The sequence below is a fragment of the Leptothoe sp. LEGE 181152 genome, assembly GCF_032906605.1.
Taxonomy (GTDB): Bacteria; Cyanobacteriota; Cyanobacteriia; order Phormidesmidales; family Phormidesmidaceae; genus Leptothoe; species Leptothoe turfae.
Map to the genome: position 1 here is coordinate 18,293 of NZ_JASATU010000038.1, position 19,250 is coordinate 37,542.

Annotated in this window: 21 protein-coding genes and 1 tRNA gene; 11 read left to right on the forward strand and 11 right to left on the reverse strand. The window is 45.1% G+C overall.

Translation table 11 applies throughout. From position 1 onward, the window contains the following. Nucleotides 1-2,826, forward strand: coding sequence for a beta strand repeat-containing protein (locus QGP82_RS20685; RefSeq protein ID WP_499060834.1), 2,826 nt, complete (start codon nt 1-3; stop codon nt 2,824-2,826). A gap of 189 nt (nt 2,827-3,015) precedes the next feature. On the opposite strand, the gene QGP82_RS20690 is transcribed toward QGP82_RS20685, so the two are convergent. Both QGP82_RS20690 and QGP82_RS20695 read right to left on the reverse strand, forming a co-directional pair. Then, nucleotides 3,016-3,231, reverse strand: a complete 216-nt coding sequence (locus QGP82_RS20690; RefSeq protein ID WP_163668511.1) for a transposase — start codon at nt 3,229-3,231, stop codon at nt 3,016-3,018. Between the two features lie 177 nt (nt 3,232-3,408). Next, entirely contained in the window at nt 3,409-5,304 is a 1,896-nt protein-coding gene (locus tag QGP82_RS20695) for an FAD-dependent oxidoreductase (protein ID WP_499060835.1), read from the reverse strand. 151 nt (nt 5,305-5,455) lie between these two features. On the opposite strand from QGP82_RS20695, the gene QGP82_RS20700 reads away from it, so the two are divergent. Further along, nucleotides 5,456-5,623, forward strand: a complete 168-nt coding sequence (locus tag QGP82_RS20700; RefSeq protein ID WP_499060836.1) for a hypothetical protein — start codon at nt 5,456-5,458, stop codon at nt 5,621-5,623. A 618-nt stretch (nt 5,624-6,241) separates the two neighbouring features. Beyond that, nucleotides 6,242-6,406, forward strand: coding sequence for a hypothetical protein (locus tag QGP82_RS20705; RefSeq protein ID WP_163663011.1), 165 nt, complete (start codon nt 6,242-6,244; stop codon nt 6,404-6,406). A gap of 579 nt (nt 6,407-6,985) precedes the next feature. Here the strand turns inward: QGP82_RS20705 and QGP82_RS20710 are convergent. The 3 genes from QGP82_RS20710 to QGP82_RS20720 form a co-directional block, all read right to left on the reverse strand. Continuing rightward, nucleotides 6,986-7,058 (reverse strand) — tRNA-Thr (locus QGP82_RS20710). Between the two features lie 127 nt (nt 7,059-7,185). After that, on the reverse strand, nt 7,186-7,833 hold the full coding sequence (locus tag QGP82_RS20715) for a response regulator transcription factor (RefSeq protein ID WP_006517731.1): 648 nt from the start codon (nt 7,831-7,833) through the stop codon (nt 7,186-7,188). A gap of 312 nt (nt 7,834-8,145) precedes the next feature. Beyond that, a complete protein-coding gene (locus tag QGP82_RS20720) occupies nt 8,146-8,559 on the reverse strand; it encodes a (2Fe-2S) ferredoxin domain-containing protein (RefSeq protein WP_499060837.1) in 414 nt (137 codons plus the stop codon). Nucleotides 8,560-8,594: 35 nt separating this feature from the next. Here QGP82_RS20720 and QGP82_RS20725 point away from each other — a divergent pair, with 35 nt between their 5' ends. Continuing rightward, nucleotides 8,595-9,401 (forward strand): SAM hydrolase/SAM-dependent halogenase family protein, encoded by an 807-nt coding sequence (locus tag QGP82_RS20725; RefSeq protein WP_499060838.1) that lies wholly within the window; start codon nt 8,595-8,597, stop codon nt 9,399-9,401. On the opposite strand, the gene QGP82_RS20730 is transcribed toward QGP82_RS20725, so the two are convergent. Further along, on the reverse strand, nt 9,361-9,636 hold the full coding sequence (locus QGP82_RS20730; RefSeq protein ID WP_499060882.1) for a DUF6439 family protein: 276 nt from the start codon (nt 9,634-9,636) through the stop codon (nt 9,361-9,363). The two genes, QGP82_RS20725 and QGP82_RS20730, sit on opposite strands and share 41 nt — an antisense overlap. A gap of 176 nt (nt 9,637-9,812) precedes the next feature. Between QGP82_RS20730 and QGP82_RS20735 the strand changes: the two genes are divergently transcribed. The 4 genes from QGP82_RS20735 to QGP82_RS20750 all read left to right on the forward strand — a co-directional run bounded on the left by QGP82_RS20735 (nt 9,813) and on the right by QGP82_RS20750 (nt 12,761). After that, complete coding sequence (locus QGP82_RS20735) at nt 9,813-10,148, forward strand: sll0565 family protein (RefSeq protein WP_163697056.1); 336 nt, start codon at nt 9,813-9,815, stop codon at nt 10,146-10,148. 93 nt (nt 10,149-10,241) lie between these two features. Further along, nucleotides 10,242-11,633 carry an asparagine--tRNA ligase gene (gene asnS / locus QGP82_RS20740; RefSeq protein ID WP_499060839.1) on the forward strand — a complete coding sequence of 464 codons (1,392 nt, stop codon included), beginning with the start codon at nt 10,242-10,244 and terminating at the stop codon, nt 11,631-11,633. A 250-nt stretch (nt 11,634-11,883) separates the two neighbouring features. Next, complete coding sequence (locus QGP82_RS20745) at nt 11,884-12,057, forward strand: hypothetical protein (RefSeq protein ID WP_006517724.1); 174 nt, start codon at nt 11,884-11,886, stop codon at nt 12,055-12,057. A gap of 326 nt (nt 12,058-12,383) precedes the next feature. Next, nucleotides 12,384-12,761 carry a hypothetical protein gene (locus QGP82_RS20750; protein ID WP_163661772.1) on the forward strand — a complete coding sequence of 126 codons (378 nt, stop codon included), beginning with the start codon at nt 12,384-12,386 and terminating at the stop codon, nt 12,759-12,761. A gap of 37 nt (nt 12,762-12,798) precedes the next feature. Here QGP82_RS20750 and QGP82_RS20755 read toward each other — a convergent pair whose 3' ends face one another. Further along, nucleotides 12,799-13,650 (reverse strand): hypothetical protein, encoded by an 852-nt coding sequence (locus tag QGP82_RS20755; protein ID WP_499060840.1) that lies wholly within the window; start codon nt 13,648-13,650, stop codon nt 12,799-12,801. 120 nt (nt 13,651-13,770) lie between these two features. On the opposite strand from QGP82_RS20755, the gene QGP82_RS20760 reads away from it, so the two are divergent. After that, a complete protein-coding gene (locus tag QGP82_RS20760) occupies nt 13,771-14,052 on the forward strand; it encodes a hypothetical protein (protein WP_499060841.1) in 282 nt (93 codons plus the stop codon). A 191-nt stretch (nt 14,053-14,243) separates the two neighbouring features. On the opposite strand, the gene QGP82_RS20765 is transcribed toward QGP82_RS20760, so the two are convergent. Then, complete coding sequence (locus QGP82_RS20765) at nt 14,244-14,423, reverse strand: hypothetical protein (protein WP_499060842.1); 180 nt, start codon at nt 14,421-14,423, stop codon at nt 14,244-14,246. After that, nucleotides 14,420-14,683: a nucleotidyltransferase family protein gene (locus QGP82_RS20770; RefSeq protein ID WP_499060843.1), complete on the reverse strand. Its 264-nt coding sequence runs from the start codon at nt 14,681-14,683 to the stop codon at nt 14,420-14,422. Before QGP82_RS20770 ends, QGP82_RS20765 begins: the two co-directional genes overlap by 4 nt. Before the next feature lie 690 nt (nt 14,684-15,373). Between QGP82_RS20770 and QGP82_RS20775 the strand changes: the two genes are divergently transcribed. Next, entirely contained in the window at nt 15,374-16,534 is a 1,161-nt protein-coding gene (locus tag QGP82_RS20775) for a glycosyltransferase (RefSeq protein WP_499060844.1), read from the forward strand. A gap of 113 nt (nt 16,535-16,647) precedes the next feature. Further along, nucleotides 16,648-17,685 carry an aldo/keto reductase gene (locus QGP82_RS20780; RefSeq protein ID WP_499060883.1) on the forward strand — a complete coding sequence of 346 codons (1,038 nt, stop codon included), beginning with the start codon at nt 16,648-16,650 and terminating at the stop codon, nt 17,683-17,685. Between the two features lie 30 nt (nt 17,686-17,715). Here QGP82_RS20780 and QGP82_RS20785 read toward each other — a convergent pair whose 3' ends face one another. Together QGP82_RS20785 and QGP82_RS20790 are read right to left on the reverse strand one after the other, a co-directional pair. After that, on the reverse strand, nt 17,716-18,375 hold the full coding sequence (locus QGP82_RS20785) for a PIG-L deacetylase family protein (protein WP_499060845.1): 660 nt from the start codon (nt 18,373-18,375) through the stop codon (nt 17,716-17,718). Nucleotides 18,376-18,398: 23 nt separating this feature from the next. Further along, nucleotides 18,399-19,226, reverse strand: a complete 828-nt coding sequence (locus QGP82_RS20790) for a glucose-1-phosphate cytidylyltransferase (RefSeq protein WP_163670120.1) — start codon at nt 19,224-19,226, stop codon at nt 18,399-18,401. Between the last annotated feature and the right edge of the window lie 24 nt (nt 19,227-19,250).

Genomic DNA, 19,250 nt, shown 5'->3' on the forward strand with positions numbered 1-19,250 from the left:
GTGATTGTTTGGGCAGATGATGCAACTCGGTTTGAGGGGAGTATTAGCGCGCAAGGTGGACCGCAGGAGGGAGATGGTGGTTTTGTTGAGGTCTCAGCCCTGAGACTCTTAGATTTTTCTGGCCTGGTGAATACTCAGGCAACGCAGGGAGAGTCGGGACAACTGTTGTTGGATCCGGTAAATATTCTCATTGCAGATACACCTGATGCAGGATATATCACTATTGAGCAAGCTGATGGAGTGTTGACTGATTTTTTATATGGTGGACTAGAGGATGAAGATCAAAATAGTCACCTGACACCGGAGACAGTGGAAGCGTTATTGGCTTTGAACGATCTAACACTGGAAGCAACCAACTTTATTATTGTTGCGGATAATGTAAATGCTTTTAGCGAGAATGATTTGACGCTTCGAGCCTCGGCTATTGGAGTGCTTAGTGCTCGATTGGGGCAATCAGGTGGTGGCAACATTATTTTAGAGACCTCGCAGTCAGCAGGAAACTTTGTGCTTGTTAGAAGAGGGCTGCTTGATACCGACGTATTACGTGGTTCTAGTGTAGAAGGAGGGAATGTAAGTATTATTACCCGCAATTTATTCGTTAATAGCTTTGGTGTAATCAGTGCCAGTACCTTTGGAGAGGGCAATGCGGGTCAGGTGGAGATTACGGCGATCGGTGATGTCGTAGTTGATGGAATATTTTCCTTTGTTGTGAGTGAAGTCGTTTCAGGTGCGATTGGCAATAGTGGCGGCGTATTGATTAGGACAGGTAATCTTTCTGTACTGAATAACGCTGGGATCGGTGCTAGTACTGGTGGAGAGGGAAACTCGGGACAGGTGGAGATTATAGCGACCGGTAATATTGTGGTTGATGGAAGATTTTCCTCCATTGTGAGTGAGGTCATCCCAGGTGGGATTGGCAATAGTAACGGCGTGTTGATTACAACAGGTAATCTCTCTGTGCTGAATACTGGGGCGATCAGTGCCAGTACGTTCGGACGAGGAAACTCAGGGCAGGTGGAGATTATGGCAACCGGAAATGTCGTAGTTGATGGAACAGATTCCTTTATTGGTAGTACAGTCGCTCAAGATGGGATTGGCAATAGTGGCGGCGTGTTGATTACAGTAGATAATCTCTCTGTACTGAATGCTGCACTGATTAATGCCACTACGTTTGGAGAGGGTGATTCGGGACAAGTAAAGATTATAGCGACTGGCGATGTCATAGTTGATGGAGCATCTTCTTTGATTAGCACTGCAGTTGCTCAAGATGGGATTGGTGATAGTGGCGGGGTGTTGATTACGACAGATAATCTCTCTGTGCTGAATGATGCTGCGGTCAGTGCTAATACGATTGGAAAGGGCGACTCGGGACAGATAAAGATTATGGCAACCGGTGATGTAATAGTTGATGGAACGCTTTCCTCCATTGTTAGTGAAGTTATTTCAGGTGGGATTGGTGATAGTGGTGGAGTATTGATTACAACAGACAACCTCTCTGTGCTAAATGCTGCAGTAGTGAGTGCCAGTACGTTTGGAGAGGGAAACTCGGGACAGATAAAGATTACTGCAACCGGTGATGTCATAGTTGATGGAACAGATTCCTTTGTTGGCAGTACAGTTGCTCAAGATGGGATTGGTGATAGTGGCGGGGTGTTGATTACGACAGATAATCTCTCTGTGCTGAACGCTGCAGTGGTCAGTTCCAGTACGTTTGGAGAAGGCAACTCGGGACAGATGAAGATTACTGCAACCGGTGATGTCATAGTTGATGGAACAGATTCCTTTATTAGCAGTGCCGTCTTTTCAGATGCTATTGGTAACAGTGATGGTATTTCTATTACTACTAGTAATCTCTCTGTGCTGGATGGAGCTTCTTTAACTACCTTTACTAACGGGAATGGTAAAGCAGGAATCTTACTCATCCAATCTAACCCTGGTGATGATCTAAGTGTGCTCCTGTCGGAAAATGGCTCGATCGATACTCTAACCGCTAGTCAAGAAACCGGTGGAGATTTAATTATCACCAGTGATGGCGCTCTGACAATTCAAGGGGCAGGAGATTTAACTACTGAAAGTTTGGGAATTAACACTGGAGCGGCTGGCAATCTCAACATTGTTGCCGACTCGGTACTTTTGAATGATGGTGTTGAACTATCTGCTCAAACGGCATCTACTGCAGGGGGAGGAAACATTAACTTTCTTGTTGATAAGGGCATTATTCTACGTTGGGGCAGTTTTATCAATGCTGAATCCACCAATGAAACCCCTGGCAGCGGCAGCGGCGGCAACATCACCCTAGATGCAAATTTTGTGCTCACGTTTCCCGATGAAAACAGCGACATCATTGCCAATGCTGTGGGGGGTGACGGCGGCAACATTGCGATCAACGCAGCAGGCATCTTTGGCTTCACCGAGCAAGGCATCTTCCAAACCACCGACGAACTCCGTGCCAACGTTTCCAGCGACATCAGCGCCAGCTCCCAAGCAGGCCAGTCAGGCTCCATCAACCTCAATGCCGACTTCGAACAAACCCAAGCTATAGATGAACTCCCCGATAACTTTATCAATGCCGATCAGCTAGTCGCCTCCAGCTGCATTGCCCGCAGCAATAACGCCGACAGCGCCTTTGTCATCACTGGCAACGATGGCCTTCCCCAACAGCCAACAGAAACCTTAGGGCTTAGTAGTTACGACACTGGCACAGTTCAACTCTCCCCCGAAGCTGACGTCTCCCAAACACTCCAAGAACCAGAGGGCATTTACCAACTGGCAGATGGGCGTTTGGTGATGGGGCATAGATGTAAGAATGATAGACGGGAAATGTAGCAGGGGATAAGTGGCTGAGTAGGAACTTCTGACCTCTCTTCAGAAGTTACGTTAAGACATCAACCAGAGAAAACTCGAGGGCATTCCCTAATTATTTAAACCACCATTACCACTAGAAAGCTGGTGATCCGACTCGAACTGACGACCAGCTGATTACAAAAGAAATGCTCAAGAGCTAATATCAATTCTCTAAAGACCAGCTACACATAGTGCATCTACAATCCAGTCCCACTGCGTAAGAGATTTAATCTGTTCTGGAGTAAGTTGAGCCACCCACTGACTCCCCTTGTTTTGTAAGTCCTCCAGACTGGTGAAGTGCTGCCATTGCACATAGCGTTTCAACTCTAGCCACACGCGCTCAATCGGATTGACTTCAGGCGAATAGGGCGGTTGAAACAACAACACAATAGTGAAAAGTGCTGCGCTACTTTTTGTGCTACTTTTTTGAAGTATTTTTCGTGCAAAATTCTGTCAAGCACTAGATGAGCTGACCGTTAATCAGCTACTCTATCATCATAGCCAGTGAGTCTCAGATGTATGGAAGCGCTGCGAGGAGGAAGAGTATGAAAGGATTCTCTACTATTACCATGTTAATCGCAGATTCTGACTTAACATTTGTTCCTGCAGTTTGGTCATATGCCCTTGCTTAACAATATCAGCTGGCGTTAGGTCAGGACGTTTGGCCAGCCAAGCCGAGGTGGTTCCGGCTGCAGCACCCACACCCCACTCACTCGTGTGAACTCGGGTAACCGCATTCACAATATGGCTCACAGCAAGACTCTTACCACCTATCAGCAAATTATTAATTTCCTGGGGGATCATACTCTCCAGGGGAATCTGTACCGGACGTACAACAAATCCTGCAGCAGGAGCAGTGACCGCTTCCCCAGTAGGAGCACCATTTCGATAGCGGCAACCATGGATATCGACATCATAGTGAGTCACTGCTACTGTAGTCGGTGTAAAATCACGACCACCAACTTGGTCATTTCTTACGTCAGCTTCACGCATTAAAAATGCTTTGTCACCGTAAGCAGCACGACCTAAAATACGTCGACCTTCACGGATATACGGAACCAAACTCAACCCTGATTGAGTCCCCATATAAGCCTCATCTCCCATTAAATAACTTAATGGGAGATGGGGTTTTGACTGGGTTTTAAGTAACCAGCGAGCGAATAATAAAGCGTGATCTTCACCATGGCGCAAAGCTATGGTCGAGATCCCTCCCAACCAATTTTGTTGTTGACCACTTCTTTTCACTTGCTCTGCCGTGTAAATTAGAGGTGGGTCCATCCAGGACCAATCATTTCCGCGATTCCAATTTACCATCGTCATATCACCCCGAACAGGCACAGAGTAAAATGGACTGTTTCGAGTATTACTCACAATCCGACGATAGTTAAAAAAGCTACGACCTTCAAAAAAGGGAAATCCCTCCATTTCAAATATTTTTTCATGCTCATGAGACGCATAGAATGGCGGATATTGTTGTAATGTTTGTTCTAAAACCGCTAGGCTTTTACCTCCATCATCATGAATAGCCACTACAAAAGGGTACGTAAATGCCTGAGTACACTGTGGGTTATCTTTTTGGGCCCCGTTCACCTCTCCAGTGGTCGTTTTAGCTTCTGATCCCAATCGATGGGGCAGATTTGCCCAGCCCACAAATTCTCCTGTATCAGTAGCATCAATGACAATCATGCGCTTTCCCTTAGGAGGCTCTAATCGCAACGGTACTTTCTCAAATGTGTCATCTGCAGACCAAGCATACCAGCTGGCCAACTCTTGAGATAGTCGCCCCATGGGCATGTAATTTGATTCTTTGGGAATACGCTGTATAGCATGAATGGCAACTATTTCCTGACCACTATCATCAAATGTTGCTCCCTTAAAAGCCGTTTGAGTTTGCCAACGGCTTTTAGGTGCTTTTGGTAACACATTTTCTAAATGTTGCTGGGCAGCAGTAGCACCCGCTTTTGGTACAAAGCACAGCCTGCTTACCCAGCATGAATTCACATCATTGACAGTTACAGTGGCTCGCCCCGTCCATTCTGGCAAGGTCACTGTTTGCTGAGCAATTTTTTGCTTAAAGGTTCGCCAACTAGGCGCAAAGCTCTGATAAGCCCACATTGCTCTGGATGCATCAATTGCTGATACCCCTTGCGAGCTAATCTGCCCTCCTAGCCAGGGGGTAAGTTCAATAAGACAGGTAGTGGTCCCAGCCTGCATAGCATGGTATGCAGCTGCTACCCCCCCAAGGGAACCACCGATAACCACAACCTCACATTTCCAGATTTCCTGGGCTGTTGGCAACGGTATTAAATTCGGTCTCCCGTTAGGTAAGAGCAATGGTGGCGGTGGCGGTAGCGGATTCGATAAAGCAGGGGCTATAACCTGAACTTGGGTTGAGCAAGAGCTACCTATAATGAATGCCGTTAAACAACTTAAATACTTACGCAGAGAACGTCGAGCCATAGACCAATCATGATGTTTGGAGCGAGTTACGAGTGGTTAGTACTAATCACTCGCCAATAACCATAAAGGAAATTGACACATTTAGCGAAACAAAATTCATGGTTAAAATTAGCTGCTTTATTGAGCACAACAGGTTAGCTAAGGTGAGGGGATGGATAATTTGGCTAATCTGCCCGAGAGCATCATGGTAGGCTTGTTGGTCTTGTTGCAATCGCTGATTGAACCCAATGCCATTGCTCAACTAGCGACTGCAAGGATGGTGGTGGGCATCACAGCTTTGGCTCAGGTCCTTCTAAAGTTTGTTGTGTTGTTTTTGTAGGAGTCAATTAGTCAAGATTTCAGGATCTGTATCATTTGGAGAAGAGTAAACACTAGCTTCCCCTGTGTATGCATTCCCAAACTTCTGCTCCATTAAGATATGGAAATAATGTCCCAAATCTCTTTTATGGAAGCTTGCTACTTGTATCTTCCCAGCTTGCCTATTTACAAAAGCATCGTTGCAAAATTCTCCTCTAACTCGTTGCAAATTTTCATCAGTGTCATCGATGTATATTGGATACATCTTAATCGGATACAGGCTCGGATCTGATGGTCTATCGTCTCCACAGGAGACCTGTGGAAATGGATTGGTCGTCAATGGATTGGTCGTCAATAGATTGCTATCTATTAAAATTTCCTCATCTCGAGACCTACCTTCATTATTTTCAATTTCATTAATATTAAGGGCAGGCAGTTATTTCATGGGACAACAGGGATTTTGGGATGTTGAGACGCGCCATCAAAAACTGGAGTCCAAGAAAGATCTGTTGGTCTGCTTGGATGCAATGATTCCATGGGATGAGTTTCGACCGATCTTAGCAAGCGCGTATGCGAAGCCCCAAAAGAGTAAAGCAGGTCGTCCCCCGATAGATGTCATCGTGTTGTAAAGCTGTTGATCTTGCAACAGCTGTTTGGCGCGATGGTCAATGAGATGGAAGGCAAAGTCATTCGCACGATTGGGTTTGCCAGATCCAAAGCCATGCTCGGGCTAAAAAAATTGACCTACAATCTTAAACGCTATGTCTTTTGGCAAAAGGAAAACATCGCCGAAGCAGCCGCCTAAACACCAGAATTATCAGAGCTAAAAACGGATGGAATAAATGAATTTTGCCAGTTTTGGTTCATTGAGACTCCAGAAAAAAAGCTCAATGACAGTCTCATTTGAGACTCGATTCTTCAAAAATCAAATAAATAGAGGTGCCCTTAAGTAAATTACTCGCATGCGAAATGATGTCCTCCAAACCCATTGCTAAACGACCAATAGTTGCTTGAGGTATCCTCAAAAATAGAATATTAACTTAGGGCTTTCAGGCTATGAATTGTGCAATTTTTTAGGCAGTGACAACTGCCCTTCTACATTTTCTGATGGAAGCCACCATTTCGGAGTTTGAGTGGTATAGGTAATTGAAGCGAAGCTGTCACCGGGGACAATAAGGCTGTAATGTATGCTGTCAGGTTGTTTTAGCGGTCACTACTGATTTCTGTGCTAATTACTGTACTAATTTCGCTGAAACCTTCGATGACAGAAGCTTCTAGCTCCTAATTTATATCGAAAATCAAGTGAAAATTAGCCATCAAAACTCTAGATTTGATGGCTAATTTGAGATGTTGAAATCCTCTGCATACAAGATTCTCATAAAAAAGCTGGTGATCCGACTCGAACGGACGACCGGCTGATTACAAATCAGCTGCTCTACCAACTGAGCTACACCAGCGAAGCTTCCGTATTATAACGGGATTTGATGCCCTTAAGTCAAGAACTATCGAACTTAATTTGGTTAGTCAAAAATAAGGGGCAGATCCACGGCAAATAACCTGCCCTATTTTGTAGCTTTAAGGGAATTAAGCCTTGTTATTTTCCATAGCCCAGCGGGCTAGTTCGGTACGGTTGTGTAGGCCAGTTTTGCCAAGCATATTGCTGACATGGCTCTCAATGGTGCGCTGGCTGACTTTAAGTTCTTCAGCAATTTCGCGGTTTGCCATGCCTCGCGCCACAAACTGCACTACTTTTAACTCTGTGGGAGTAAGCTCTACATCAAAGGGGACTTGAATGGTCGGAGCGCTGCCGCCAGCTTTGGTCTGATGATGAATCAAACGGGACGCTTGCTTGAGGGAAGATTCTACCTGGGCTACTAGCTCTTCTGGCTCAAATGGTTTTACCATGTAAACATCAGCGCCAGTGGTTAAGCCTTTGACCCTGTCCTGACTTTGCCCTTTGGCAGATAAGAATAGAATGGGAATCCAACTCTTACCCGGATCTTGGCGAACCTGTTCGACAAAGGCGTAGCCATCCATTTCAGGCATCATGACATCGCAGATAATCATGTCGGGCACTAATCCACCCAATACATCAAGAGCTTCGCGACCATTGCCCGCTGTGACAACTTGATAACCTCGAAACTCTAAGTAATCTCTTACAAGCAAGATGAGATTTGGATCGTCATCTATCAGTAAAAGCTTCTTTTGATCGCCAGTGGTATTTTCTTTCATGCCGTGTACTCGTGTTACTCGAAGTCTATGGGAATAGGATGATAAAAGATAAATCCAAAACGTATTAGATAGTTACTAGATCATATCTAGTACATCAGGGGTTGAAGGATTTCTAAAGTCCTCGTATTAGTTTGTATACGCCTCTGTTGATGATACTGTACGGACTATAGTCAATCAGGGTTGTTTTATTAAGCCCAGTTAAATTTATAGCAAGGTTGTACATAATTAAATTTTTGTTACCCATGGATTGGAATACAGCAATTGCGCTTATATCAACTGCTTAACCCATATGCTCAAATCAATTGTTCCCAATTAGTCAATAGGATCACGGATTGTTCGGTACTTATTTACATCGGGTAAGGGGTTTTTCAGGAAGGCGTAGTCTTCAACAACCTGATTCCCAATAAGGTGCTCTTGAATAATGCGTTCTATGACCTCTGGTGTGGCGCTGTGGTACCAAACACCGTCAGGATAAACCACTAGAATAGGTCCTTTCTGGCAGACGCGAAGGCAGTTGGCCTTGGTGCGAAAAATGCAGCTGGGTCGTTCTTTAGTTGGTCTATCTAGCTTCAGTTCTTGCAATCTTTGTTTGAGATAGTTCCAGGCATCGATACTATTAGCCTTGTCACAGCATTTGGGGTTAGTTTGATCTGCACATATAAAGATGTGACGCTCAATTGCATTGAGCGCTAAGGCGTCTACACAGTGTGCTAAGGGGTTACTCATTGGGGAAAACGTATCACTTTGGGAGTGGCAGCCCTATGGGTGTGATCACATTGCTAACGGACTTTGGCCACAGGGATAGCTATGTTGGTGTAATGAAGGGGGTAATTGCTAGTATCAGCCCCCAAAGTCAGATAATAGATCTCACCCATGGGCTTCAACCTCAGGCTATCTTAGCGGCTCGATTTAATTTAATAACGAGCTACTTGTATTTCCCTGTAGGCACTATCCATGTTGTGGTTGTTGATCCGGGGGTGGGGACGCAGCGAGCTGCAATTGCGGCTGAAGTTAGTGTACCTGCTGGGCTGCAAACCATTATTGCGCCAGATAATGGCATTCTGACAGGCTTTGCGATTAAGGCAGTGACAGCGCTAACGAATCCTGATTATTGGTACACTCCTGAGCCTAGCAATACTTTCCACGGTCGCGATATATTTGCGCCTACGGCTGCGCATTTAGCGAATGGGATTCCTATAGGCGAGTTAGGTACGTCGCTACCAGTATCTAGTCTGGTGAGTCTGAATATCAATCATGCGGTAGTAACGGACCAGGGGTATCGCGGCAGCCTTCAGTATATCGATCATTTTGGCAATTTGGTGACTACCATTCCAGGGGATGAGCTGACTAGCCAGCTTTGGTATGTGCAGCTGGGTACATATATTTGTCCTTACTGCCCCACCTATGGTCGCATGGAGTTAGGTGAAGCGCTTGCCCTGGTTGGTAGCCATGGTTATGTCGAAATTGCGGTAAATGGCGGTAATGCCCATCAGGCATTTCAGGCAAATGTAGGTGATGCAGTGGAGCTTATTTACGCTCGCCATGGGTCGGACATGGTGGTGCTTTAATGCTGCGATTAAGCCAGCCAACGGCCTGTTCTAATCGTGGCAATGCTTCCTCTGGATTATCGTTGAGCAAATATACGAGAGCTGCTGCGAGCTGCTCCTTTGCTCGTATCTGGCGATTGGAGTTTAGTCGGTGCCAATCCATTGGGCTAATGGATAGCTGCTTTGCCAATGCTTGAGCGAGCGCTTTTGGCTCAGCTGTTTCTAAATCTAGCGTGTTATTGACAGATGACGTCATTGTTGTCTTGTCCATGGTTTATTTTCGAGACGGTGGATAACGTTCCACCTGATGGATGCAGATCGATAGCTTTCATATCGATCTGCATCCATACCTACTATTGAGATCTGCCGAGGGTTTCTTGTGAGGAACCTCTCCTGTACTTTAAGTCTATATCTACCCAGCCGAGTCGCGTTATGAAATCGTCCCTGCCCCTGACTGAGCAAGACCTCACCGACTTTGCTACGGCTTTGGATGAAACGACTAAGGACTTTAATGCGTTGCGTCAGCGGTATACCGAGGTACGTGAGGCGTTTGCGCAGCGGGCTGATGCTCAGGCAAAAATGACCCAGGGGCATTTGCCTCAGGCTGAGTTAAAGCGTTTGAAAAAGCAAATTGAGACGCTAGAGGAAACGCTGGAGAATCAACTGATGTCCTGGAATAACCTGAAGGAGCCGTTTTGGCAGGTGCTGCGATTTGTGGGGTTGGGAATGGTTTTGGGATGGTTTTTTCGGGGATGGTTTGGGGGGTGAGACGTTTCTACAGTCAAAACGGATGATGATGGCGGTAAAGGGGGCTGCCTGCGTTACCTTAGATAGAGTCATTTTTCGGCATAGATATTGGTAATGGCCACCCAGCGTATTAAGCACATCCTGAAATCTGGCAACCCTGGTGATGTTGTGACTATCCAAGGTTGGGTTCGTACTAAGCGTGATTCTAAGAAGTTTAGTTTTTTGGATATTAATGATGGCTCGTCTATGACGGGGCTTCAGGTGATTGTGGATGTTAGCCTGGATGGCTATGACGATGCGATGAAGCGGATCACGACGGGGGCTTCGGTGGTGATTAGCGGCACCCTGGCTGAGTCGCCGGGTAAAGGTCAGCGGGTGGAACTGCAGGCTAGCAGCCTTGATGTGGTGGGTGAGTCGGATGCTGAAACCTATCCGCTACAGAAAAAGCGGCATTCGTTTGAGTTTTTGCGAGGATTGGGACACTTGCGATCGCGTACCAACACCCTCGGTGCCGTTTTCCGTGTTCGTAATGCCTGTGCCAGCGCCATCCACGAATTTTTCCAAAGCCGAGGCTTTCTCTGGATTCACACACCGATTCTCACGGCCAGTGACTGCGAAGGGGCGGGGGAAATGTTCACCGTTACCAGCATGAACCTGGATAAATTGCCCAAGGGTGATGATGGCAAAGTGGATTATGGCCAGGACTTTTTTGGTAAGCCCACATATTTGACTGTGAGCGGCCAGTTAGAAGCTGAAATCATGGCCATGGCGTTTACGAATGTATATACCTTTGGGCCTACATTCCGAGCAGAAAATTCAAATACCTCTCGTCATCTGGCAGAGTTTTGGATGATGGAGCCAGAGATGGCCTTCTGCGATTTAGAAGGCAACATGGATCTGGCGGAAGAGTTTCTCAAGTTTGTCTTTAAGTATGTGTTAGACGCATGCCCCGATGACATGGAATTCTTCAACAAGCGGATTGACAAAACAGTTTTAGAAACTGCCGATAACATCATCAACAATGAGTTTGAGCGGATTACCTATACGGACGCTATCAACCTGCTTGAAAAATGTGACAAGAAATTTGAGTATCCAGTTTCTTGGGGCTTAGACATGCAATCTGAGCATGAGCGCTATCTAGCGGAAGAGTATTTTAAGAAGCCGGTAATTGTTACGGACTATCCCACTGAGATTAAGGCGTTTTATATGCGTCTAAATGATGGGGGTAAAACTGTTGCAGCGATGGATGTGTTGGCTCCCCGCATCGGTGAGATTATTGGGGGTTCGCAGCGGGAAGAACGCTTAGATGTATTGGAGCAGCGTATTACGGAGGCGGGTTTGCCAAAAGATGATTACTGGTGGTATTTGGATTTGCGTCGCTATGGTACGGTACCCCATGCGGGGTTTGGTCTAGGATTTGAGCGGCTGGTGCAGTTTATGACGGGTATGACGAACATTCGCGATGTGATTCCATTCCCTCGGACGCCCGATAATGTGGAGTTTTAGCGGGGTATCACCTGCCAATATAACTGTGGTTTCACCAGGAATATAAAAGTATAAATCGCTACCGAAAGAGATTTCACTTAGCTTAAGTGCGCTAGGTGCTAGTTGTTGTGGTCTCAGCATTGCATGGCATTTGAAGAAATGTCACAAAACACGGTGAGAATGGAAAAAATGGCCATGGTACCCGCTCGGGTAATGTGACCCGATTTGACGATGCCTAGGATCTAGATATCAATTTATCTGAGGTTTTGTTATGACTGTTGCAACTGGTACCACAACTAATGGCGTCGCAAAAGACTACGCATATTATGACAAGTATTACAACCATGCATGCGAAGTCTGTATTCCCATTGTTCTGAAGACGCCTATTTATATTGAACCCATTGTGATTGAAAAGGAACCTAAGTGTTTAGAGAAGAAGTATTAAGAAGACATTGGGTAAAGTCTAAGGCCCACTTAATGCCGTGATCTTCTTCCCGGTTCCTAGCAGATTACAGTTCTTTTTTGAAGGTAGGTGATAAAAATGACTACAGCAACTGAAACTATGCAACTCGATACTGCGGCGTATGACAAATACTATAAACGTGCCTGTGAGGTGTGTGCACCGATTAAATTAAAGGTACCTGTTTATGTTGTCCCTGTTGTGATCGAGAAAAAGCCTGAGTGTATTAACAAAGGTTATCACTAAAGTCCTCTTTTCCCCTTGCTCCTTAGCAGGGGGAGTGATTCTCTATCGTTATACGGGTAAAGATTATGGGTACCCCCTTAGATTTTGATCGCTATCCCCACGGATGCGAAATAGTTATTCCTGTTGTTTTGAAAATTCCGATTTATATTGAGCCTGTTGTTATAGAGAGGACAGCGGTATGTTATGGAAATTCCCATTCTGAAGTTGCTAGCCTTAAAAGTCAGCTGTCAGAAGCTGGGCCGGTTGCACTAGCCCATGATGCCCAGGCTGTTGTTAGCCCCGTTGCTAATGCTGATATAAACGACTTAGATAATGTCTCTTTGCAGCAGTCGTTGAGTATATCTTTGCGACCGGTTGCTGACGGCTGGCACTCTTTTGCCCATGCTATTCAAGACCTATTTGAGTCAGGCATGTCAGGCAGATCAAGATTTTTGCAGCAATAAGGGATATCCCTTCACACGAGCAGTCTGATTTTTTAGGTTATTGTTTGATTTGCGCTAATTCTGGAGTGTTGGCCATGGCACTAAAATAGTCGCCTAAAGTGGGATGTGCTGCCATTGTGTTGTGTTCATCAACAGTTTCACAGTGAGAAAACTGTTGAGTGCTTTTATTATACAGCATATAGTAATCGCCAAGCGTGAGTTTCAGCTTGTGTTGGACGGTGGCCATCTGTTTCAGCCATGTTGGATCTAGGGTATCCCAATCACTTTTGTTCATGACGCGAAAGTCAAAGGATACACGGGTGGGACCCTGCTCGTTCATTTGATTGTGGTGCAAGCAACGGGCACCCCAGAACCGTAAAACTTGCCCATTGCTAAGGACCATGGGCCGGAAATCTTTCTTGCCAGGCTGGGACTCTAAATACAAGGTGTTGCTGGGGTAGCACTGGGTAAACGGTACCCAAAAGTTGATTTCGACGTCGGGGTGGTTATAGTCTGCATCGCAGTGTAATCCAGGTCGGGTGGAATCACCACCAATATCAGCGGGAATGGCGGTATTGTTCGGTAGGTGGATGCGAAATGTAGGTTTTGCCTGGACGACCAGGTGACTATCTACAAACTGTGGTGCAATGACCGTCTTGATAAAGTCTCGGTAGACCTTTAACACCCTGGGAAGCTTGGGGCTATTGTAGTATTTGTGATGAAAATAAAGATTCTGATCATTGGAGAATGTCAAGACATGGGAAGGCTTGCCCATGGTATGCAGCTGCTCTAATGGCAGAGCGGGACCCTCATAATCGCCCAGCAAAATGTCATAAATGAGTTGGGCGAAGTGGAATCTGTTAGTGTCATAGTCAAATAGATGTTCTTTAGTGATTTCAGGTTGTTTCATAGTGTGCAATGAGGTGATGGGAGTCTGCATGACCCTACTGCAATTAGAATTCAGAAATTAGTATCGATCGATGTAGGGCATTTTTCAGAGGCGGTTTCTTGGGTCTAGGTTAAAGTATAAGTGGCGGATTTATTTCTGTTTCGTATGGATAGCTTTGAACAAGATCGCAACGATCTAATTCAACTGATTCAGACTTTATCCGGTGCCTGGCTGCGGGAAATTTTACAGTGCGTTGAATTTTTATGTTATCGAGCTAGTTTCGCTAATTCTGACACAGTGGCTGAAGCACCGATGCAGCTGCTAGAAACGTCAGCTTACGAGAGCCGTTTGATGCAGAGTGGTTTTATTGGTTGTGAAAAGGCTCAGCCTCTTTTGTCGGTGAATTACAAGATTTACGTCTAATAGTTGCTGTTCTTGAACCTGGCGAGGCAGCGTTAACCCGCCCAGGGTTCAAAACCCGGGGCTAAAAGGATCAAAACCCACTGAAAGGGGTTAGTAACTTGCAAGGGATCTCAAATAGGCATGAGTGCTTTTGTCGCTTTAGCAGACAGCCCTCAATTAGCGTCGGGTTTTGAACCCGGCGTGGAATAAAGCTATATAACTTCCACTCCATTATAGGCTGCCTGTAGATTCAGCGAAATGCTATCAATCAGCAAATCATAGCTAGAGCTTTGAAAATCATCCCAACCCCGATAAGCCCGTTGCAAAGCCGTTTCAATACTGCCAAGCTCCCTATGAATTCTGTCCGCTAAACGAAGATAACTTCCGGTCATACAGCGATGCCTTCTTCTTCGATGAACTTGATCAAACCAGGACGACAGAATCTAACATCAACAATATCAACCTTAAACGTTTCATCAAACTCATCATCAGCGGTGGCCGCCAAGAAATACTGACTAGCAGGCATTCCCCATACGGCTAGATCAATATCTGAGGTCATCGAAAAATACTCTGGCTTAATAGCCGAACCAAAAACTTGAATCTTCTCAGCCCCATATTCTGCTCGTAGCAACTTTGCCAATTTAGGAATCAATTCCCAAGCCTGCTCCCATCGTGCTTTGATTTCTGGCGTGATAGACCGCTGAGGCAGTGAAAACTGCTTTCACTCGTCAGGGCTCAATTCTAGAGCTGTCTTGGCCATTAATCTCAATAGCAGAGGTCTAAGGCCATGATAGCCGATATTTAAAAGGTGTTTGCTAGCGATCCCTGAGCGACGTCAAGTCGGGCGGAGTCGTAGGACTTGAGATCTGGCTGGGTGTAACTTCAACGGTACTACAAACTGCTCTAAATGAAAAAACATCAGGCATATTCCCGCCTTCAAAACCTATAAAAATTCAGTATTGAAATTTAAGACTGGAAGAACCTTAGAAGAAGTTTACCAAGAAGCTCCTGAGATCCGATTGTTGATTTATACAGTTCTTATGAATCAATGCATCGGCAGGTTAATTACCCTTAAAATAAGGAACCTTTATGCAAGCAGCAACGTTTATTACCCAGGAGTTATCGGTGGTTTAACCATGCACTGCGTGCAATCTTTTGAAGGATATCAACTGAAGTCGATAAAGCTTAGGTAGATGGAGACTTAAGAAGTAGCAGGAGACGTTAGTGAAGCCCTCTATTCTAATGTCTACCGTCTGTCTTCTAGCCTTGGGAAAACATTCCACTCTAAATTGATACCCTGCTAAATCATCGTCATATTTAATGTTGAGTATATTTAAAAGCTATGTTGATCAATAGCTCAGTTAAACAAAGAGAGAACCAGCCCCGTATTTTAGTCGCCTCCGTACGAGGCCTTCGCTTTCAAGTCGCTAACTGTGTGCTGTATGAATTTGAGGACTTTATCTGCGATTTAGAAGGAGCAGAACTCTACGCTCCTACCCAGGAATTCGACCTGGCTAGAAAAATATACCGCTTCTCTAAATACGCGACGCATTCTGACAAGATTGCCAGTTCTCTTGCGCCATTTCCAACTAAGGTATTACTAGAAAACGAATACGACTTGCTATTTGTCGTTTGCGATAATCCTTGGCAACTCCATTTACTAGAAACCATTAAAAACTGGCGTGATAAATGTCGCCATAAGGCTTGCTACATCATGGAAACATGGAAGCCAAATTTTGATGACTGGCGTTTAGCCCAAGAACCATTCAAGAATTTTGATCATATTTTTGCAGGGACCGCCCACTGTGTTGAGATTTACTCAAACGTCACAGGTCTGCCTAGCAATTATCTGGCACCAGCCATTGATGCCCTTAAGTTTTGTCCCTATCCCAATCCACCCCAGAGGATGATAGATGTTTGTTGTGTGGGGCGTCGTCATCCAGAAACCCATCAAGCATTGTTTCAACGTTCTCAGCAAGACGATAACTTTTTCTATTATTATGATACTGTCAACAATCGTGACTTAGAAGTTGGCAATCCTCAAGAGCATCGCGCTAAGTTAGTAAATCTCTTACAGAGAAGTCAATATAATATTGCCGTCAATGCCAGGTTTGATGCCCTGGAAGAAACAGGAGGTTATCAAGAGATGGGAAGTCGTTATTTTGAAGCGGTCGCTGCGGGTACCGTGTTGCTGGGCATACCTCCCAAGGGTGATGTATTTCCCCGTTATTTTGATTGGGAAGATGCCATTGTTCACGTAGATCTTTATGAACAAGATATTCTGGCGGTGATTGAAGCGCTCAATGCCCAACCTGATAGGCTTGAAAGGATTAGGCGTCGTAATGTTGTGAATGCTTTACTCAAGCATGATTGGGTCTATCGCTGGCGAGAGGTTTTAGCGGCATTTGATTTGCAGCCGAGCCAGGCTGTTATTGAGAGGGAGAAACAGTTGCAACAGCTGGCGCGCAGTGTTGATTCTATTGATATGCCTATAGCGTGTTAATGCTGCTGTCAGCAACTCAATTACTTATAGCTAACGTTAGGAAAATTTTCTTGTTGAGGTTTGGATGAGTGCGGTGATAGTGTCGCCTATTCCCGTTTAGAGGTCGATGGATGATGGCAAGTACAATCAAGTTTAGCAACGGTGATCAAATGCCCATGTTGGGCTTAGGCACATGGACATCTACCCCCAGGAGTGTGCAGCATACCGTTAAGCGTGCGATCGCAACAGGTTATCGTCTGTTGGGGTTAGGCCCATGGTCATTGGCCCCTGGCGATGTGTATAGCGCCGTTAAGGATGCGATCGCAGCGGGCTATCGCCACATTGACTGCGCCCACATCTATGGCAACGAAGCCCCTGTTGGTCGCGCCCTTGCGGATTCCTTTAAAGCAGGTGTTGTCACCCGAGGAGAAATGTGGATCACCTCCAAACTGTGGAATGATTCCCATGCCCCAGAAGATGTACAACCCGCCTTGGCAGCGACTCTCTCCAATTTGCAGTTAGACTATCTAGATCTGTATCTTATCCATTGGCCTGTGGCCATGAAAAAAGGAAGCTCAGACCCCCTAACGGCAGAGCACCTGATCTCCCTGGACACACTCCCTATTTTGACCACCTGGCGAGCAATGGAATCTCTTGTGGATAAAGGGCTGTGCCAGCATATTGGAGTATCAAACTTTAGTAGTGCAAAGTTACAAAATCTGTTGGATAATGCCCGACGTCAGCCAGAAATAAACCAGATTGAGTTGCATCCCTATTTACAGCAACCATCAATGTTAGAGTTTTGTCAGGCCAACAATATTCACCTGACCGCTTACGCCCCCCTCGGTTCCTCGACGCGCCCTGATAACCTCAAGTCAAAAGATGAGCCAGTTTTACTGAAAGAGCCCACCATTGCTGCCATTGCTAAGCGCCATGGCGTCACCTCTGCCCAGGTTCTCCTGAGCTGGGCTATGCAGCGGGGCACTGCTGTCATTCCCAAGTCCTTCAATCCAGAACGTATCCGCCAAAATTTGGCATCGGCTGATGTTGTGCTGACACAAGAGGATATGCAAACCATTAAGGGGCTGGATTTGAATCGTCGTTATGTGGATGGTGCATTTTGGCAAGTCCCAGGGGGACCGTATACGGTAGACAGTATTTGGGATCTGTGACGTTGGCACATAGAGACCCGATCGAGACGCTTACATCAAGATAGCCTTGCGACAATAAAAGGCTTCTGCATATTTATCGGGTGCATTTGACTCAATTCCCCGCAGTCTCAGGATTGATGAAAACGTTTCTTCGTCAAACCATTGCTTGTTGAACTGAGTTTGAAAATGCTGCATCAGGTAATCTATTTTTCGCCGATAAGTGAATGCATCAAGATGTACAAAGAAGTTGGGATTTCCTAAATCTCCATCATATTTAGGAATCTCATATTCTAAAATCATATGGTTGCGAAAGGCATTCCAAGTCAGTTCAGAGATTAACCGATGATCTTGATGTAAATCATTACGATAGTGGGTCAGAACTAGATCAGGAGAACAATTCTTGCTTAACTGATCAAAAAACTCTTTGATTTCTATGCCAATGTATGGAAAAAATCGTTCTCTGAATTCTTTAATGACAATATTTTTCTTGTTGACCGGTTTTAGGAAGCTATTTGCACTGGCTAGGGCCTCCTCTTTTCGATGTCCAGTTGCCGAGAAAACCACCCAATCAACTTCAATCTCTGGACAATGGTCAATCAATTTCAAGAGGGTGCCACCACAGCCGATTTCAATGTCATCACTGTGGGCACCCAGGCAAAGAATGCGACGGAATGTATGGTTATCCTGATGATTACCGATGAGTTTCATCATAAAATTGTACGATTTTTGAAGACTTAAGCGATTTTTAGGTCAGGCTTTGGGCTATTGCTGAATATTTCTGAGTGAGACTCCCATACAGCCCATGGAGTGTTCCCTTTGGCATACATATCGTCAAATAGTATCTTTTCTTTTAAAGTGTCCATACAGGCCCAAAAACCAGGATTTCTGTAGGCAATCAGTTGTTGTTTTCGAATCAATCGCTGGAATGGTTCAAGCACTAACTCTTCACCGGGGGAAATATAGTCGAAGATTTCTTTTCTCAGTACAAAGAATCCTCCATTGATCCATAAATCTGAATGACCCACCGATCGAATATTTTCCACGATGCCATCTTCATTGGTTAAAGAAACAACGTGGAATGATTGTGAAGGTTGCACGGCTAAAAAGCTGGCAATCTTATTTTGTTGTTGAAAATACTCAAGGTATAAATTTAGATCAAGATCGCTGAGACCATCTGAATAATTGGCTAGAAAGGTGTCTTCTCCTTCTAAATAAGGCTTGACCGCAGCTAAACGCTCGCCAATGTTTAAATTGAGCCCAGTATCAACAAAGGTGATTTTCCAGTCTTCTATGTCAGTGGTATGGAGTTGAATATCCTTGCCACCCTTAGATAAGGTAAAGTTGTTGGATAAACACTCGTCGTAGTTAAGAAAGTAATTCTTAATGTAGTCTCCTTTATAGCCAAGGCATAAAATAAATTCTTTATGGCCAAAGTGAGCGTAATATCGCATCAGGTGCCAAATAATTGGGCGATAGCCAATTTCAACCATTGGCTTGGGGATAGTTTCAGAATATTCTCTGAGTCGGGTGCCTAAGCCACCACAAAATAGAACAACTTTCATTTGGATTCTCCTTATGTTTTTTTA

Excerpts from the sequence above, each read along its gene's own strand:
- QGP82_RS20785 (WP_499060845.1), bottom strand. The coding sequence starts at position 18,375 with ATGATGAAACTCATCGGTAATCATCAGGATAACCATACATTCCGTCGC.
- QGP82_RS20735 (WP_163697056.1), top strand. The coding sequence starts at position 9,813 with ATGAAATCGTCCCTGCCCCTGACTGAGCAAGACCTCACCGACTTTGCT.
- QGP82_RS20720 (WP_499060837.1), bottom strand. The coding sequence starts at position 8,559 with ATGAGTAACCCCTTAGCACACTGTGTAGACGCCTTAGCGCTCAATGCA.
- QGP82_RS20780 (WP_499060883.1), top strand. The coding sequence starts at position 16,648 with ATGGCAAGTACAATCAAGTTTAGCAACGGTGATCAAATGCCCATGTTG.
- QGP82_RS20730 (WP_499060882.1), bottom strand. The coding sequence starts at position 9,636 with ATGACGTCATCTGTCAATAACACGCTAGATTTAGAAACAGCTGAGCCA.
- QGP82_RS20750 (WP_163661772.1), top strand. The coding sequence starts at position 12,384 with ATGGGTACCCCCTTAGATTTTGATCGCTATCCCCACGGATGCGAAATA.
- QGP82_RS20775 (WP_499060844.1), top strand. The coding sequence starts at position 15,374 with ATGTTGATCAATAGCTCAGTTAAACAAAGAGAGAACCAGCCCCGTATT.
- asnS (WP_499060839.1), top strand. The coding sequence starts at position 10,242 with ATGGCCACCCAGCGTATTAAGCACATCCTGAAATCTGGCAACCCTGGT.
- QGP82_RS20695 (WP_499060835.1), bottom strand. The coding sequence starts at position 5,304 with ATGGCTCGACGTTCTCTGCGTAAGTATTTAAGTTGTTTAACGGCATTC.
- QGP82_RS20755 (WP_499060840.1), bottom strand. The coding sequence starts at position 13,650 with ATGAAACAACCTGAAATCACTAAAGAACATCTATTTGACTATGACACT.
- QGP82_RS20700 (WP_499060836.1), top strand. The coding sequence starts at position 5,456 with ATGGATAATTTGGCTAATCTGCCCGAGAGCATCATGGTAGGCTTGTTG.
- QGP82_RS20715 (WP_006517731.1), bottom strand. The coding sequence starts at position 7,833 with ATGAAAGAAAATACCACTGGCGATCAAAAGAAGCTTTTACTGATAGAT.
- QGP82_RS20745 (WP_006517724.1), top strand. The coding sequence starts at position 11,884 with ATGACTGTTGCAACTGGTACCACAACTAATGGCGTCGCAAAAGACTAC.
- QGP82_RS20725 (WP_499060838.1), top strand. The coding sequence starts at position 8,595 with ATGGGTGTGATCACATTGCTAACGGACTTTGGCCACAGGGATAGCTAT.
- QGP82_RS20765 (WP_499060842.1), bottom strand. The coding sequence starts at position 14,423 with ATGACCGGAAGTTATCTTCGTTTAGCGGACAGAATTCATAGGGAGCTT.
- QGP82_RS20790 (WP_163670120.1), bottom strand. The coding sequence starts at position 19,226 with ATGAAAGTTGTTCTATTTTGTGGTGGCTTAGGCACCCGACTCAGAGAA.